Origin of the sequence: Chitinophaga sp. RCC_12 (genome assembly GCF_041360695.1) — a bacterium.
GTDB lineage: Bacteria > Bacteroidota > Bacteroidia > Chitinophagales > Chitinophagaceae > Chitinophaga.
Genome location: NZ_JBFUPS010000003.1, coordinates 378219 through 396681 on the forward strand (window position 1 = coordinate 378219; position 18463 = coordinate 396681).

The 18463-nt window shown below is 46.4% G+C and carries 10 protein-coding genes; 5 read left to right on the top strand and 5 right to left on the bottom strand.

Annotated features, from left to right (window positions below; genetic code table 11):
* Positions 1 to 128: 128 nt before the first annotated feature.
* Genes AB6805_RS11305 through AB6805_RS11325 form a run of 5 tightly spaced genes read left to right on the top strand, consistent with a single transcriptional unit; the run spans position 129 to position 8445 of the window.
* Positions 129 to 3629 carry a SusC/RagA family TonB-linked outer membrane protein gene (locus AB6805_RS11305; protein WP_370909533.1) on the top strand — a complete coding sequence of 1167 codons (3501 nt, stop codon included), beginning with the start codon at positions 129 to 131 and terminating at the stop codon, positions 3627 to 3629.
* A 10-nt stretch (positions 3630 to 3639) separates the two neighbouring features.
* On the top strand, positions 3640 to 5055 hold the full coding sequence (locus tag AB6805_RS11310; RefSeq protein ID WP_370909534.1) for a RagB/SusD family nutrient uptake outer membrane protein: 1416 nt from the start codon (positions 3640 to 3642) through the stop codon (positions 5053 to 5055).
* A gap of 14 nt (positions 5056 to 5069) precedes the next feature.
* Positions 5070 to 5774: a DUF4843 domain-containing protein gene (locus AB6805_RS11315; RefSeq protein WP_370909535.1), complete on the top strand. Its 705-nt coding sequence runs from the start codon at positions 5070 to 5072 to the stop codon at positions 5772 to 5774.
* A gap of 20 nt (positions 5775 to 5794) precedes the next feature.
* Entirely contained in the window at positions 5795 to 7222 is a 1428-nt protein-coding gene (locus AB6805_RS11320; protein WP_370909536.1) for a PKD-like family lipoprotein, read from the top strand.
* Between the two features lie 41 nt (positions 7223 to 7263).
* Entirely contained in the window at positions 7264 to 8445 is a 1182-nt protein-coding gene (locus tag AB6805_RS11325) for a thioredoxin-like domain-containing protein (RefSeq protein WP_370909537.1), read from the top strand.
* 69 nt (positions 8446 to 8514) lie between these two features.
* Here the strand turns inward: AB6805_RS11325 and AB6805_RS11330 are convergent, their stop codons facing one another.
* Genes AB6805_RS11330 through AB6805_RS11350 form a run of 5 tightly spaced genes read right to left on the bottom strand, consistent with a single transcriptional unit; the run spans position 8515 to position 18147 of the window.
* A complete protein-coding gene (locus tag AB6805_RS11330; protein ID WP_370909538.1) occupies positions 8515 to 10794 on the bottom strand; it encodes an FAD-dependent oxidoreductase in 2280 nt (759 codons plus the stop codon).
* Entirely contained in the window at positions 10794 to 12779 is a 1986-nt protein-coding gene (locus AB6805_RS11335) for a glycoside hydrolase family 2 protein (protein WP_370909539.1), read from the bottom strand. The genes AB6805_RS11330 and AB6805_RS11335 overlap by 1 nt, the downstream gene beginning before the upstream one ends.
* Positions 12780 to 12781: 2 nt before the next feature.
* On the bottom strand, positions 12782 to 13597 hold the full coding sequence (locus tag AB6805_RS11340; protein ID WP_370909540.1) for a sialate O-acetylesterase: 816 nt from the start codon (positions 13595 to 13597) through the stop codon (positions 12782 to 12784).
* Positions 13594 to 15090: a RagB/SusD family nutrient uptake outer membrane protein gene (locus tag AB6805_RS11345; RefSeq protein WP_370909541.1), complete on the bottom strand. Its 1497-nt coding sequence runs from the start codon at positions 15088 to 15090 to the stop codon at positions 13594 to 13596. The genes AB6805_RS11340 and AB6805_RS11345 overlap by 4 nt, the downstream gene beginning before the upstream one ends.
* Before the next feature lie 12 nt (positions 15091 to 15102).
* Positions 15103 to 18147, bottom strand: a complete 3045-nt coding sequence (locus tag AB6805_RS11350; RefSeq protein WP_370909542.1) for a SusC/RagA family TonB-linked outer membrane protein — start codon at positions 18145 to 18147, stop codon at positions 15103 to 15105.
* Between the last annotated feature and the right edge of the window lie 316 nt (positions 18148 to 18463).

The following is an 18463-nucleotide window of genomic DNA, read 5'->3' on the forward strand; positions in this document are numbered from 1 at the left end:
TAAAAGTATATATGTAAGAAAGAAAGGCCAACCAAAAGAAAACCGGAAGTGATTGGAGCCACTTCCGGTATAAAGCTTAGTTATTAAAGAGCGTGCCGCTCAATTTATCAACCAAACACCTGCAAATTATGCAAAAAACTGCTTATCAGCTAAGCATTTTCGGCGCGTGCCATATGGCGGCGGTCCGGAAAAAAAAGATTATCAACCAAACATTGCTGGTAATGAAACTAACCATTCTCCTTTTAACAGGAGCTCTTCTACAGGTGTCTGCATCCGGGCTGGCGCAATCAGTTACTTTTTCTGCTAAAAAAGTACCACTGATAAAAGCACTCAATGCGCTGGAACAACAGACGGGCTTCTACGCTTTTTTCAAGAGCCGTGAAATTCAGCGACTGACGGAAACCAGCAATATCACCATTGCTGCGAAGAATATGCCGCTAAAGCAATTCCTGGACGAGCTGCTTAAAGAAACACCGTTCACCTATGAGCTGGATGATAATACCATCGCATTACAGATGAAAGGCCCGGCACCGTTAGAGGCAAAGAAGGAGGTAACAGCCCCCGCCGCTTCACTTTCCGGCCAGATAACGGATATTGACGGAAACCCGCTTCCGGGAGCAACAGTAATGGTATGGAAAACAACGATTGCTACTTCCACCGATGGACAAGGACGTTTCCTGCTGAATAATATACCGGATAATGCCAGCATTGTCATATCATCTATCGGTTATATGCCAATGGGGCTTCGACTGTCGGCCAATAATACTATTATGTCGGACCCTGTCCGTATTACTACCGGCAATGGGCAGCCAGATCAAACCGAAGGCAATGCCCAAAGCAATTTTCGCATGTTGTCTTCCGGTATGGTAAATGTGCGTTTGGCCAGGCTGATCAAAGGCATTGAGGGCGTAGTGGTAACGGGACTTTTCCAGCGTTCGGGCAATAATTTTACCGGCGCATCGAAAACAATTTCCGGTGCAGAGCTAAAAAAGGTGAGCGCCAATAATGTATTCGCAGCTGTATCCGCACTTGATCCTTCTCTCAGGATTGTGCCCAATAATGTGGCCGGTGGCAATATTAACCAGCTTCCTGAAATCCAGATGCGCGGGCAGAACTCATTTCCCAATCTTACCGGTCAGCTTTCTGCCAATCCTAATGCCCCTTTATTTATTCTTGATGGATTTGAAGTAACGCTTCAGCGTATCGTGGACCTGGACATGAATCTGATCAATAGTATCACCTTGCTGAAAGATGCGTCTGCCACCGCCATTTACGGTTCCCGGGGAGCAAACGGCGTAATGGTGGTTACTACTGTTACACCAAAACCAGGCAGGATACAGGTAACATTCAACAATGATTTCCGGTTTACGACCCCTGACCTGTCTGTATATCATCTGTTAGACGCGGCGGAAAAACTTGATTTTGAACAGCGGGCAGGCGTTTATTCCTCCTCAAGTGCGCAGGCTCAGCACAAGCTGAATGTGCTGCGCAATGAAAGGTATAAAGCCATGAAAAGCGGCGTGAATACAGATTGGCTCAGGATTCCGGTTCAGGATGGCATCAGTAACCGCAGCTCATTATATCTGCAGGGGGGAGACCAGTCGATCCGCTATGGATTACAGTTTTCCGCCGATCTGCAATCAGGTGTAATGAAAGGACAGGACCGTAAAAATTATTCAGGGCAGTTTGATCTTAATTATGTAGTCAATAAACTGCAATTCAAAAACTCTGTCCGCATCTTCCAGAATAAGTCAAACGAATCTCCTTACGGCGACTTCAGTGAATATGTAGCAATGAATCCCTATTGGGCGCCTTATGATGAGAAAGGGAAACCAAAACAAATGCTGGAGGATCTGCTAGTCAATTACACTAATTACACGCAAACGAATCCCGCATATGATGCGAGTCTTCATTCTGTGAACAGCAACCAGTACTTTGGTATTTCCAATAACTTCCAGATGCGTTATACGCCGGTACCATTCCTGTACCTGGAAACAAGCCTGAGTCTTAATAAACAGAATGCCTCGGGAGACCAGTTTTATTCCGCCCAGGATTCCCGTTTTGCAGAGATAACGGACCTCAGCAGAAAGGGAAGCTATACCGTAAGAAATGAAAATAGTGCCAGCTATGAGAGTCTGACCACCGCTAACCTCAATATCTCACGGGGACCTCACCAGTTGTTTTCAATGCTTGGGTTTAATGTTTCCAGCAGTAACAGCAACTATTACTCCGTGGTAACGGAAGGCTTTCCTTTTGACAAGCTGGATAACCTGTTGTTTGCGGCACAATACGAAACAAACGGGCGACCAACCGGTGATGAGAGTACCATCAGGAGAGTGGGTGTGGTGTACAGTGGAAGCTATAGTTATGACAACCGCTTCCTGGCCGATATTTCCGCCCGCCGGGACGGATCATCACAATATGGAACAGAAAAGAAATTTGGAACATTCTGGTCGGCCGGTATAGGCTGGAACATCCATAATGAAGCATTTTTCAATAAAAGCAGCCTGGTGAACAGGCTTAAACTGAGGGCCAGTTATGGTTCTACCGGTTCACTTAATATTCCGGCTTACAGCGCCCAATCCCGGTATAACTTTGGTGTGAATACCAGCTATTTCGGAGAACTGGGAGCGGTCCTCATCGGCTTGGGCAACGAGTTCCTGAGCTGGCAGAATGTGTATAAGGCGAATGTTGGTATGGATGCGGTATTATTAAGAGAGAAACTGGATCTCCGGCTGGACCTGTATCGTGAAAATACCAAAAACTCGCTGACGCAGATTACCCTTGCTCCCTCCACAGGATTTAGCAGTTATGCAGAGAACTTAGGCCAGATACAGAATACAGGACTCGAATTCTCTGTACGGTATAAAATCCTGGAGAAGAGCGCTAAGGGGCTTTTATGGTCAGTGAATGTAAATGGATTCACCAATAAAAATATCCTGAAAGAGTTATCCAATAAATTGAAGGCTTCCAATAACAAACTCAATGTGGCTAATACTGATCAGGTCACACCCAATGTACAGTTTGAAGAAGGAGAATCTATTAATACCATTTATGCGGTTCGTTCGCTGGGTGTAGACCCGGCAACCGGTTCGGAAGTCTATCTTACAAAAGACGGAAAAAGAACTTTCACCTGGGATGCAGCAGATAAAGTACCGGTGGGCATTAGTCAGCCTAAATGGAATGGTAATTTCGGTACCAACTTTATGCTGAAGGGCTTTGAGGTCAACCTGATCTTCAATTACCAATGTGGTGGCCAGCTCTATAATCAAACACTGATAGACCGTGTTGAATCTGTGGATCCCTCGTTTAACGTAGACCGGAGGGCATATGATCTCGGCTGGTCCGGGCCGGGAGATGTAAGTCCGTATACCCGTATCGGTGTTTCCACCCAACCTACCCGCCTGACCTCCCGTTTTGTTCAAAACGATAACAACCTGACGCTTAGTTCGGCTTCCTTCGGATATAACTTTTACAGGAGTCCGCTTATAAAAAGAATTGGTATGCGGAGTTTACAGGTGACAGCCATTACCAATGACTTTTTCCGTGCAAGTAGTATTCAGATAGAACGTGGTACCAGCAATCCATTTGCCCGTACTTATTCCCTTTCACTCAGAGCCGGTTTTTAAAATTATGAATATGAAAAAGAGCTTGACTATAATAATATGCCTGGTCGCATCTTGGGGGTTCAGCAGCTGTAAAAAATTCCTGGACGTAAAGCCTAAATCCGTTATTTCGGAAGATCAGCTGTTCGCTTCTGAAATTGGTTTCCAACAGGCGCTTACCGGCGTATATTCCCAGCTGGCCAGCCGGGCGTTATATGGCGATAACCTGTCAATGGGATTTGTGTCAGCACTGGCACAAAACTACGCAGTGTCCGGAGCCGGTGCCCCATTTGTTCAAACACGGGCATTGAACTTTGCATCTGCAGAGGTAATTGGATATACCAACAATATCTGGGATACGGCATATGCTGCCATCGCCGGTGTAAACAAGATCATTGTCAACACTGAAAAAAGAAAGGATGTTCTCTCCGCCAACAGCTATGCGCTTATACGGGGAGAGTCGCTCGCACTCAGGGCATTCCTTCACTTTGAAGTATTGCGGATGTTTGGACCTGAGTATACCGCTGGCGCAGCGATGAAGGCCATCCCCTATAAAACCACTGCTGACCAATACGCAAAAATACCTTCCATTACATCAGAAGTAGTGACACTGGCACTCGCAGATCTTAGCGAGGCGGCAGATCTGATGAAAGATGCTGATCCTGTTTTAACGGGTTCACAAAACAGGCGTATCAGGATGAATTATTTTGCTGTAAAGGCCCTGGAGGCAAGGATCCGTATTTATGCAGGAGACAAACAGGGAGCTTTTCAGGCTGCTTCTGTGGTAGTGAACTCCGGTAAATTCCCGTTTGTAACCCCTTATGCCGCTTCATCCACTGCAGGTTACCGGGATCGTCTTTATATTGATGAAGAGATATTTTGTATCCGTGTGCGCGATATAAAGAACTGGGCAGAACAACGATATTTCCGCTTTAACGGAAGCGCCAACATAAAGCTGACAAGAAGTGCCGCCAACTTTAACACACTTTATGAAACGGCAACAGGCGGGGCCACTGATTTCAGATTTCTTTACCGTATTGAACAGGACGGAGGCGTCCTCTTTCCTTCTAAATTCTGGCAGACATATCAGTTTAATACACTGGATTCAAACAGATTGGACCAGCATGTACCAGCCATCCGTTTATCTGAAATGTACTATATCATGGCGGAAGCGGCTGTAACACCGGAAGAAGGCGCCGGATATCTGAATACAGTGCGGAGAAACAGGGCGCTGCCTGAGCTTCAGGCGGGTACCATTACCCCGCAAACACTGGAGAAAGAAATCACTAAAGAGTACCAGAAAGAGTTTTACGCGGAAGGGCAGCTCTTCTTTTACTATAAGCGGAAAAAGGTAACCAAAATGCTGTTTATGACAGTGGAGATTCCGCTTAGTAAGTATGTGCTTCCTGTACCGGCGTCTGAACTGGAATTTAATCCTAACTACAACTGATAAATCCCGTTTTTATGAAGTACCTGTTATTTCTCAGCATATTGTTTCTGATGGCGGCCTGTAAAAAGGAGAATGTATCAACCTATAAAGGTCCCGACGGGATTACATTTTATGTAGATGAGTATGAAGTAGACAGCCTCAATTATTCCTTTGCGTATTCCCCGGTTCCCAAAAACAGGGATACCGTTTTTCTTAAAATGCGTGTGGTAGGTGCGGCAGCTGACTATCCCCGGGTTATTTCCGTAACAGCGGGCGCAGGGTCAACGGCCAGGCAGGGTAAAGACTACGAGTTGCCGGAAATTACGTTGCCTGCCGGCGCTTTAACGGTGCTGTATCCTGTGGTAGTGCTGAATTCACCGGAGATGACTACCACCACTTTCCGGCTTGTTGCCCAGGTGGCACCGGGTAAAGATTTCCAGGTAGGCGCTACAGGGCGTGAGATCGGAGGAACAACCAGCCTCGAAAAAATTATTATTGACGTGAGTAACAAGATCATTAAGCCTTCTTATTGGGACGACGTGGAGAGTGCATTCGGCGCATTCAGTGAGCGTAAGTTCAGGTTTATGGTGCAGGTTACCGGCCTTTCTGACTTTTCTTACGATGCAATCGGCGTGGATGGTTACTACAATTTGCCGGTTAAATTACAAAATGCCCTTGCTGAATATGAAGCTGTCAATGGGCCAATGATAGATGAATCCGGTAACGAGGTCACCTTTTAGTTCAACTCAAAATTAAATTCATGCGTAAATATATATTCAGAGCATTCCTCGCAATATTGGCGCTGGCCGGGGCTTCCTGTCAGAAGGATAATCAGCGGTTTGTCTATGATAAACTAAATACGGTTTCCATCAAAACAGCCGATTCTTCATTTGTGATAACACAACTGGATACACTCAGTATTCAAACGCAACTGACAGAGTCCATGCCGTCAGGAGATAGTTATACTTATGAGTGGAAAGCCTATATGGTAGGAGAAGATGCCGTGATATTATCTGATAAGAAAGACCTGAAAGTGGCAGTTAAACTGTCACCAGGGTCATATGACCTGATATATACTGTAACAAGTGTGAAGACAGGTATATCTTCTTTTATGTTGTATCCGCTTACTGTAAATGGAGCATTTTATGAGGGGTGGCTGGTGGCTGCAAACCAGGACGGGAAGGCCCGGTTGTCTTTTATCCGGGCAAACGATTCCGTGTTTTTTTCTCCGGCGGAAGATGTGAACAAGACTACTTACCCTGGAAAGGCCCTGGGGGTCAGTGCCGGTATTACCAGTATTTATGCAAATCTTGCGCTGGTGATGTTTTTTACAGACCAGGGTATTTACAGGTTCAATGCCGACGATTTTATTCAGAATGGCACTACAGCAGATATTTTTGCGGAGCCGAAGCAATTTACTGCTTCATGCGCGTATGCCATGAATAAAATACCTTACGATCAGTATATTGTTGCTGACGGAGGACTGTATGCCGGCATCGGACCTGTGTTTTATCCCCAGGATGTGTTGAAGCCTTATTCTGAAAGGTTAACAGGTGATTATACCCTTTTCCCGGTTGTGATAAACTCCGCCACTTCTGTCACTTTATTCTATGATAATAAGTACAGGCGATTTATGTCTGTTCCGCTGGGCGGCAGAATATTGAGTCCTGTATCTGCAACTCCGGGCGCTGGTTTCAACATGGCTGATGTTGGAAAGAAGATGGTTGGCTGGAGCTATGGAACGCAGTCTGTCATTTCATCTGATGAAATCTACTTTATTATGCAGGATGATGCCGGTATCCGCTACCTGTACTCGCTTAACGGGGCAACCCCGGCATTAAACCAGCAGATCGGCAATAGTCCGGATATAGAGAAAGCTACTGCTTTTGCTGCTTCCGGAGTTGTAAAGCATCTTTATTATGCCGCAGATAATAAAATTTATCTCTATGATATACTGGCGAATTCTTCGAAAATGGTATACACGTTTCCCGATGGCGTAAAAATAAAAGACCTGAAAATGTTGTCCCTTACCAGTAAGAGAATTGTGGCGGCAACTAACACAGGAACTGCAGGGGAAGTATATTATTTCGACCTGGATAATCTGGGAGATATTATCAATCACACCTATGTTAAGAAGTTCACCGGGTTTGGTGAGATTATAAATCTCAGTTATAGATCAGCTAACTGAGATAAGTAATATTTTTTTATTTACTATTATTTACCAGAAGTATGAACAGCAATAGACTATTTTTTTTCCTTGGTTTAATATTATTTTCTCTGACCGTATCCGGACAGCAGGTGAAGAATGCACAATATACCTTAACCGGTAATATTGAAGGCCTGGTGAGTAAGGCCGGTTATGCTAAAGGGAAGAACTTTACAGCAGGATATATTTACCTTTCAGGAATAGTGCGTAACGGCGCCTACACAACGGATTCCGCCAAACTAACTGATGGCCGTTTTGTTTTCACGGGAAATGTTGATGAACCTTCCATGGCGTATATTTTCTGTATGCCCGGAGAACGTAATTCCCCTGTTATCCTGGGGATGTTTCTTGAAAATTCAAATATCTCCGTTACCGGAAAATACAGCTGGGATGAAAATTCAGTAAAGGATCCGCAAATAAAAGGATCTGCAGCGCAGGATGAATATACCGGGTTATTTGAAAATGCGAACAACATTTCAGGAAGAACTGAAATAAGAAAGCAATATGAAATAGCCATGAAAAAAAATGATACAGCGAAACTTGCCGCCCTCGAAAAGGAAGGAACAGCAGCGATGGAAAAGTATACTGATTACATGAGAACATACACAAGTACACATCCTGCCAGCTTTGTTAACCTGTACCTTTTAAGTGACTACATACCCCGCGAAGAAAGTGGGCTGACGGAACTGGAGAATGAATTGAAGCAGTTCGATAAACAACTTCAATCATCTTTCATGGCAAAAAATATTATCAGTGCTATAGCTGATCAAAGAAAGCGGTTACAAATAGGGCCTGGTATACAAGCCATTGACTTCAATCAACCCGGTGTTGACGGCAAGATCGTTAAACTGTCCGATTATGCCGGCAAATATGTGCTATTGGATTTCTGGGCGTCCTGGTGTGGCCCTTGCCGTGCTGAAAATCCCAATGTGCTCAAAGTTTACAACACTTTTAATAAAAAAGGCCTTGAAATATTATCCGTATCATTGGATGAAAACAGGGCAGCATGGTTGAAGGCGGTGAAGGCAGACAAGTTACCCTGGTTACAGGTTTCCGATTTGAAGGGATGGAAGAATGAAGCCGGTAGCAAATATATGATCCAGTCAATTCCGGAAAATTTCCTGATTGACCCCAGTGGAAAAATTATAGCTAAGGGTTTACGTGGAGAGCAGTTATATAAAGAGTTGGAGAAGATTTTTAATTGAAAATGATATAAAAATTACCTGTGAGAAAAGAACTTTTCTCACAGGTAGTCATCCGCACATCAGAACACCTTATTCAAAGCAACGTATTTCAAAAATGGCTGCCGGAGTGCTGGCCGAAGGATGCGTGGTTTTGATAGTAAGGCTCGAAGTGACTATGGCGTCGGGAAAATTAATCTCGTTCCTTGTCTGGTAGTTATCCTTTTTTTCATACACCTGGCGGCCATTTTCATCAAAGATGGCATAGTTGCGGACGCAAAACGGCATCACATTTTCCGGGTGCGACATCAGTACAGATTCCATCGGGTGATCAAAGTCTGTATCAAAAGAAAGGATCAGTTTTTTAATATGCTTTGGCGCTTTCCAGGTCAGGGTCAGCGTGGGATCTGTGTCACTAGGATCGGCCACCCATGCATTGGGTTGCGTAGTGGGCCTTGCAAAGCCATTCCGTATATTGGCAGGGCCAAATGACTGCAAAGGGGTGTCAAACCGGAGCGCAATATTTTGCCCTGTCGGTCTGCGCTGGGCGCACCAAAACTCAAAGCTGTCTATGCCAATGCCATCGGGCGCCTCCTGTTTGCCATAATTGGAAACGGCAGGGTTAACCGTATTAAAAACAGACAGGATACCGGTGATCCTTTTATCTGACCTGCTGATCTTTACCAGCGGGTTTTTGTGAAGCATAATAAATACATACTGCGATTGTTCAACGGTAGCACCGGATATCAGCTGTATGCAATTCCTACCGGGCTGAATGGCAAACTCAAAAGCAGCAATAGAAGTATCCGGCGTATAACTGCCTGTGCGGGAGCAGGTTCTTATTTCAGCATGCAGGGTAGTTGTTTCATCGCTGTACGCATGCAGCTGAATGGCCGGCAGTTTTCCTGCGTTTACCGGAATCATTTGCGCTACGGAAACATCAAGCGGTACCGGCGCCATATCTTCTTCCAGCGCCGAAAGCAACAGTTCACTACTGGCTGTAATGGCTGCCTGTTGTACAATATCCTCTTCATCTTTTGACAGTACACCCGGAATATATTGTCCGCTGCGCAGCAGCAATTGCTGCAGTTTGGGGATGCTGCCACTATTATGAAGGGAAGCAGGCGTGCATCCCAGCGAGGTACAAAGCACAGCCGCCATGGCCGATGCCTGCGAAACATATGCGCTGGTGGCCATTACGCGGCTTGAGCCAAACGCCACATGCGATGCGCTGATAATACGGCCTGCCAGCAACAGGTTATGGATATTCCTGGAATAAAGACTGCGGAAAGGTATCTGATAAATGCCTTTGCTGTGCCACTGGTTGCAGCCAGGCCCCGAAGTGTAAATACCGTCCGAGGGATGCAGGTCGAGGCTCCAGCCACCAAAAGCTACGGCATCATCATGCAGGCGTTGTTCTACAACATCCTGCTGTTTTAAGATATAGTCGCCTTCAAACCTCCGGCTCTCTCTTTTGCCGGGTATCATGCCTACCCATTCGAGGGTTAAAGTGTTTGCTTCCGGAAAATTGCCTGAGTTCTTGATGTAGTTCCATACGCCATATACTATTTTCCAAAGCTCCCATTTTATTTTCTCTGTGTCGTGTACGGTATCCATACGTCCGCCGTATTCGATCCACCATAGTTTACAGCCGTATTCCTGCGAGTTAAAGCTCCGGAACCTGGGTATCTGTGTAATATCGTTGAGGGCAAAGGAGGGAGGAATAAAATTTACGGGTTTGCCGGTGTCTTTTGAATAGAAATAAAGCGAATGGCCAAGTAGTTCGCCATAGGTTTTTGTTGGTGCAAACAGTTCATTAAATTCTTCCTTGGACTCTGCACCCATTCTGAATGCTGCGCCGGAGAGGAAGCCTACCACACCGTCGCCGGAGGCATCACAGAACAGTGGCGCCGTTAAATCGTATTCCGTTTGATTCTGACTACAGTAAGCTTTTAATGAGGAGATAGTTGTACTGTCCTGTTTCTCTACATGATAAACAGCCGTATTCAGCAACAATGTTATATTGGGTTCGCTGGTTACTTTGTCGAGTAATATCGCATCCAGGATCACCGGGTTGCCTTCCGGGTTCCGGTATATGTTTTCCACCAGTATCTCGTCTACAACGCCGCCTTCCCTTGCCCAGCGATTGTTGTTGCCCATGTGGGAGGTGGCCCCCAGGATCCATAAACGGATTTCACTGCTTGCATTACCACCCAGCACGCTCCTGTCCTGTACAAGCACTACTTGCAGCCCATGCCTTGCAGCGGTAACAGCACAACAAACACCGGACAGTCCGCCGCCCGTTACAATCAGATCGGCCTTTAGTTTTACAAGTGGGAATGTACGTTTATCCGCGCTTTCTGATCTTATCATTATTTAAGGGTTTTTTGGATGATCGTAAAACCGCCTGGTTTTATCAGCGCAACATCAGCTGTTTCCCCGGCCAGGTCAACATTAAGCACCACGCTCTCGCCGGGATGCAGGGTTTTTACAGGTATATAGGTTCCGTTACATTTTAACTGGTAACCTTTCATCGTGTATGAGGGGAAATCTTTTCTTGCGGTAATACGGATGCCTGCCCGCCCCGCGGTTTTATTAACAAGCTCAATGGTTGCAGGAGAAAATTCTTCCTGCCACGCCGTGTACATGCCTCTCAGTGTCCTGTCTGGCGCTACCAGTCCCCATGGCCGGTATCCGTTTGCATTGGTGCTGGGAAAGCGGCTGAAATAATCATTGAAGGTCCACACAGAGGCGCCTATTAAATAATCGCATTGCCGGAAATCCTGCATCGCTTTTTTGAGATAGGCGATCCGGTCTTCTTCAGATCCAACCGCATCTGTTCTTATGCCAAACTCACTCACATAAACAGGTTTTGAAGGATACAGCGCATGTATATGCTGCAGCACTTTCAGGTGACCCCCATAAATATTTGCGCTCACGAAGTCAACGTATTGTGATGCTTCATCTTCGGGCTTCCTGATATCCTCACGTCCCAGGAGCATGGTGGCGAAGGTGATAAGGCGTGAGTCATCCAGCGATTTTACATAACTGCTCATATCACGTACCCAGGCTTTGCCTTCTTCCGTTTGTGACTGAAATTCGTTGCCAACACTATAAGCGATGACGCTGGGATGATTCCAGTCGCGCTCCATCATTTCCCTCATCTGTGACCGGAACTTATTGCGCATCAGGGGATCGTTCATTTGTTTGGGTGTCATTTGCCAGTTGCCCGCTTCTACAATAATGAGAAGGCCGTGTTTGTCCGCCCATTCCAGCATGGTTTCCGGTACCGGGTAGTGACTAATACGGGAAAGCTCCATACCACCGCTTTTAATCATTGTCAGGTCTTTTTCCAGTACTTCGTCGGGATCCATGGAACCATAGCCGGGATAATCCAGCGGCCTGTTACACCCGCCCATTTTTAAGGGTTCGCCGTTCAACAGCAGTTTAGTGCCACTCACTTCAATTTTCCGGATGCCAAATCTTGTTTCAACGGTATCCTTACCGGAAACAATGGCTGCACTATACAATGCAGGTGCGTCGGGGCTCCATAAAGCCACTTCCGATGCGGGCAGGGTGCCGGTCATCTCCACCGAAACAACGCTGTCTGGTTCCACCTTTACCTGCTGAGGCTTAAAGCGGATACTGCTTTTGGCCCCGTTACGGTAAACACCGGCATTCACTGCGGAAGTAATGGCAGTTGTACTGTTGTTCCGGATGAATGCTTTTATCCTGATGGTTGCATCTCCCTTTTTCAGATCAGGAATGGCAATGATTTTACTGTTGCTGATATATGTAGCAGGCCGCGTAACAAGATGTACCGGCCTGGTAATGCCGCCGTAATTGATCCATGGATAAAACTGGCGGTGATTGGCAGCTGAATAGGGGACAGGAGTTTTAGCGCCGGGGATGGTGGTGGTATCCCAGGAATTATCCACTTGTACTGCCAGTGTATTCCTGCTTTTAAGCAACGCGGTGATGTCAAATTCAAACGGCGTATAGCCGCCTTCGTGGGTACCCACCAGCGTGCCGTTCAGCCATATCTTTGTTTTATAGAAAACAGCGTCAAATTTCAGGAACACGTGATTGTCGCCTGGTGCAGCGGCTTCAAATTGCTTAAAATACCATGCCGTGCCGGTGTAAAAGAAGTACCGGGTATCTGTAGAAAAACAATGCGGCACTTTTACTTTATCAAAGCTGCCGGTTGCAAATGATGTATCCTGCCATCCCTCTTTTTCTCCCACTTTTATAGGATCTGCGGCAAACTTCCATTCACTGTTTAAGCTGTTATCAGTGCGGCGTTGTCCGAAGAGTAAGAATGGAATGACCAGTAACAAACAAAATAATATTCCTTTCATGTTTACTTTTTTCCTTTAAGTGCAACCTGTTTTGCAACTGCTGCTCCGATGTTATTTAATGCGGTTTGATTATAGTGTATCTCATCCTTCATCCATCCTTTTTCTTTAAAGCTGTCTGTTTGAGAGTACACAATGAATACATGCTTCATTTTTCGGGCAACATTTTCCTGTGCCTTACGTACAATATCAAAACCCTTAGCCGGATGGTTGAGGTAATGGCCGGTTTGTATCATATAGAAATTCACCTGGTTACCAAGCGCCGCTTTGAATTGATTGATCAGCCATGTCAGCTGCTGCTCGTATTCATCCGGAGAAAGCTGTTGTGCATTAATGGCATTGGCGTCCCGTTCTCCCTGGCTCCATAAAATTCCTGCAACTGGCAAGCCTGTTTTGCTGGCGGCCGCCCTGGCCTTTACAATGGCGCTGTCGAACAATGGCAGCCTGCCCCTGTTATCCCAGGTGCCATAGTTATTTAACTCCGCTTTATAATGGCAGGAGCTTCCGCCCCTTGCTGCCGGCACAATCACCACCTGGCTTCCTGTGAGGTCGTGGTAGGCTTTTGCGAAAGCCGGCCAGGCGCTGCCGCTGTTGGCTTTTTCAAACTGTAGTTCACGATGCCCGGCAGGATCTTTTAAAGCAAGCAGGGTGTCGCCCGAGAACCGATATTCAAAAGCAGTTCCGGCGGTGCAGTGTACAGAAGCGGTGCTGTCTCCCTGGCCAACGGCATTACTTTGGCCGGCAGCCAGGAACAGCGTTTTCTTTTGCGCCAATGCAGGCTGTAAAGTAAGAAAACAAACAGCGGTTATTATCCATCTCATTTCCAATCAGGATTTTGTTCGAGTTTCGGGTTCGCATTGATTTCATCCAGCGGGATGGGAAAGTAACGGTTTTTTGCCTGTGGCGTCCGGACAGGGAATACATTATTTACAGCTTTTGGAATCACCTGTAAAAAAGTATTGGTCCTGGTCAGGTCATACCAACGGTCGCCTTCTCCAAAGAGTTCCCAGCTGCGTTCCTGCAATACAGAATCAACAAACGGCGCTTTGCTCAATCCGATTGTTAAACCGGGAAGGCCGGCCCTGCTCCTGACGGTATTAATATAGCCATATGCCTCACTGGATGGACCGTTTTGCTGTGCCGATGCTTCTGCGGCAATCAGGTAAACATCTGCGAGGCGCAGAATGGGTATGTTAACAGCCCCATTTCCGCCAATAGAATTCGGGTCCATATATTTTTTAACCAGTACGCCTTGTGGCGTGATAGGTGTAATATCTTTCTGTGCTACTACCTTTCCCTGCCTGTTGATATAATTGGTGTCCAGCAACAACCGCCTGCGGTCTGCCGGGTTAAATGAGTTAAAGAAAGACTGGTACGCAAATGCAGAGCCAAAAGTGGAGGCAGCATATTGCGGTCCGTCGCTGTTCTTAGGGCCAAACAAGCTGATAATCTGTGTAGAAATGCCCGGCGAAGTGCTTTCGCATTCAAGCGCCCACATGTTTTCCTGCCTGGCGGCGTCCTCCTTGGTAACGTTATAGACATCCAGCACGTCCGGCATCAGGTTGTATTTGCCGGAGTTCAGCACTTGTTTTGCTTTATCCAGTGCGGTTGACCAGTCCTGTGCATACAATGCTGTTTTTGCGTACAGTGCCAGCGCTACTTCTTTTGAAGGCCTGCCTTTCTGGATACTGGCAGAATAGGAGGGCAGTTTGGCAATGGCCTGCTCAAGGTCCTGGTATATCTGTTTAAAGACATCGGCCTGCATGGTTTTGCCAATGATAGCGGTATCAATATTAGTGCTGGGTGTTGTTTTAACTACTACGTCACGAAAATTTTTGGTAAGCATCCATAAATAAAAGGCACGCAGGTAATATGCTTCTCCCAGAATAACTGATCTTCTTGCCGTATCCATATTGGTGTCAGGTACGCGCAGCAAAACCCAGTTTGCTTTTTCGATACCCTGGTAACAGGATTGCCAGATTTGCTGAGGAGATTCAAACTGCCTGTTGAAACTTTTTTGAGTAGTATAGTTTGGATCATAACTGAAAAGCGTGTACGTATCCCTGCCTACTACGGGCCGGGGATAGATCTGGTCTGCGCTGAAGTCTGATGCCCCGGTGCCGGCGGTGCCATATATACCGCCAAGTGGCCCATAAACTGCTGTCAACGCCGCTTCTGCATCTGATGCCGTCTTATAGAAGTTATCAGTAAAAATGGAAGAGTAAGGGCTTTCTGTGAGCTTATTGCAGGATGTTTGCACAAGCATTAGTAGTAAACCGGCAAGCAGGAATTGTATATTCTTCTTTGTTTGCATAAATATCATTTTTTAGAGACCAACCTGTAAGCCAACGATGAAAGACTTTGCCATGGGATAAACGAGATTGTCAACCCCGATCTGTGTGTTTGAACCGCCAAAGGAATTTACTTCGGGATCATAGCCACTATAGTTGGTGATGGTGAAAAGATTGTTGCAGCTAACATACAGCCTTGCGTTGCTGATATATTTTACAGCAGGAAGTTTATAACCAAGGGTGATATTTTTCATGCGTATATAGGAGCCATCTTCTACAAAGCGGTCCGATACCGGTATTCTGCCTCCCTGGAAGCCGCTCGCATATTCATTGCTGGGGTTTGTGGGCGACCACCGGTCCACCATGCCCGACAACACATTTCTTCCACCCAAACCGTTTTCAAACGTATAGCGGCTGAGGTTAAAGATCTTGTTGCCCTGCACGCCTGAAAGAAAGAACGACAGGTCGAAATGGCCGTAGCTGAAGTTGGAAGAAAATCCAAAGATATAGGAGGGGTTTGCGTCGCCGGTGATCCTTTGATCCGCCCCGGTAATTTGCCCGTCCTTATCCAGATCCGCTACTTTTACACCGCCCGTTCTGCTTCCGCTGCCGGGTATCACGGTTTCGCCGGTTTGATAAATGCCGTTAAATACATAGGTTTTGAAGATACCAAGCGGCTGCCCTACTTTGAGCACGCTGTAAGGACTCAGCACGTATTCATTTGTACCGCCCTCCAGGCTTAAAAGCTGGTTGCGGTTTACGGAAACATTTGCATTGACGTTCCATTTGAATTTCCCGGTAAACAGCCTGGCGTCGGCGGCAATTTCCACGCCTTTGTTCCGGATGCTGGCGAAGTTGCCGGTGATGGCGTTATACCCCGAAGAAAGTGGTAAGTTCTTCACAAACAGCAGGTCCTTTGTTTCCTTATTATAATAATCCACCACAATGGTCAGCCTGTCCTGGAACAGGCCGATGTCAAGACCCGCATTGGCCTGGGTTGATTTCTCCCACCGCAGGTCAGCATTGGGAATACCTGTGGGGCTGATACCTACTGTATAGATATGATTGAACTGATAATTACTTCCGGAATTTTCAAGTGACAGTGACTGGTACGGTGCAATGGCTCCGGCGTTTCCTGTACGGCCGTAGCTGGCCCTTAATTTCAGATCGCTGAACAAATGGCTGTTTTTCAGGAAAGGTTCTTCAATGATCCGCCAGGCGCCGGCTATGGCCGGGAAGAAGCCCCATTTGTGGTTTTCTCCGAACTTGGAGGCGCCATCATAACGGGCAGTGATATCGAGGAAGTATTTATTGGCATAGCCATAGTTGATACGCCCCATGTACGAATTGAGTGCTTCTTTGGTACGGCTGCTGAGTACCGTTCTGTTTACCGCCAGCTGAACGGCTTCATTGCTGGTGGCATCATTCGGAAAGCCGTTTGCATTGATGATATTGTCGTTATATAAATTACTTTGAATCGCATACACACCCGTGAACTTGAGCGAATGATCTCCAAAGAGGCGATTATAGGTAAGAATGCTTTCATGCAACCAGTTGGTAGTATTGATGTTTCCTTTGGAAGCAACACCTGAATTGGCATTAACTTCCGCTTTACCAAGAATACTAAGGGGTGAATAATAATCGTTCAGCGTGCTGCCAATATCTGCATTGAAGGAGGCCCGGTAGCTTAACCCGTCGATGATCTGAGCCTCCGCATATACATTGGAGAGCGTGCGTTTAATGGTATTGCGGTTAAGGATATTCGTCAGCCCAACCGGGTTGGCAATTTCCCGGTAACGGCTATTGAACTGGTCTGCAAAAGGATAAAGGCTGCCGTCTTCCCGGTATGGCACCAGGGTAGGAGGTGCGCCAAGGGTGGCGCCTATAATACTTTGGGTTACAAGTGCCCCGTCAATATTATTTATACCCGTTGGAATGTTATTGTTGATGGTATAGCTGCTAACCAGGCTTGTGCCCACTTTAAAGCGTTTGCTGATATTATGATCCAGCGTTGCCCTTAAAGAATAGCGCTTGAAATCCGAAGAAATAATAATACCTTCCTGATTGAAGAAGTTGCCGGATAAAGAGAACTGTGTTTTCTCCGAACCACCGCTTACGGATGCCTGGTAGTTTTGTATGCCGGCCTTGCGGTAAACGACATCCTGCCAGTCGGTTCCTTTTCCCAGGGAAGACGGGTCGGTGTATATCGGGGAATTATAAACGTCATTTTCAAGTTGAGCAAACTGTGTTGCGTTGAGCATTGAGAGTTCTTTGGTAATGTTTTGTACGCCTTGGTAAACATCCAGCTGCACCCTCGTAACGCCGATCTTCCCGCGTTTGGTGCTGATGAGCACTACGCCGTTGGCGCCCCTGGCGCCGTAAATCGCAGTGGAGGATGCATCTTTCAATATTTCCACCGATTCAATATCATTTGGATTGATGGTGGATAAAGGGCTTACATCATTTACGCCGCCGGTGTTGGAGATCTGGATACCGTCAACAATATAGAGTGGCTCAGAGGAGCCGTTGATGGAATTGGTGCCGCGTATACGTACGCTGATATTACCTCCCGGGGCCGCATTATTTTGCGTAATTTGTACGCCGGGTACCCTGGCAGCCAGGCCCTGGGCCACATTCGTAACAGGTGTTTGCGTAATATCCGCCGCTTTAACGGATGCGATGGACCCTGTAGATGCCGCTTTGCGTTGAGTGCCATAGCCAACCACCACTACATCGCTTAGTTTACTAATATCAGGTTTTAAGATCACTGTCAGGTATGATTGGCCGCGGACTGCAATAGCGGTATTTACATACCCCTGGAACGAAACGGTAATGGTAGCGTTGGAGGTTACCTCTTTTAATGTAAACGTGCCGGTGCTGCTGGTGACCGTTCCTTTTGATGTACCTTTTACCGCAACAGTGGCGCCCGGCAATGCCTGCCCATTCTCATCCGCCACCTTGCCTGAAACAGTTGGCAAAACGGATTGTGCATTTGTTGGCAGCGCAAAAAGGGAAAAAGGTACAAGCAGCAGGATCCTGAAAAGATCCCGTGATTTAAACAAGGAGCTTGTTTTTTTCATAACGTAAGCGTCTTTAACTTTTATAAAACATTAGTCATAAGTGGTAAAGCAATGTTAGAGAAGAATATTAAACAATGAAAGAATTTCCAGCTTCCGGGAAAACAGAATCTACCGGGAACGATACCGCAAACGATACCGGTAGTCACGGAGTAACGGGAGCGTGGCAGACAAACGGGCAAAAGCACTTTATTTAGTACGACCAATTTAAAATTCTTCTGTTTTAATGATAAAATGTATCCGGTGCAGTCAAGTACACACGATCACAAAATCTGGTATTGTAAGAGGGAAACAGCGCTATTATTGTAAGGATTGTAAT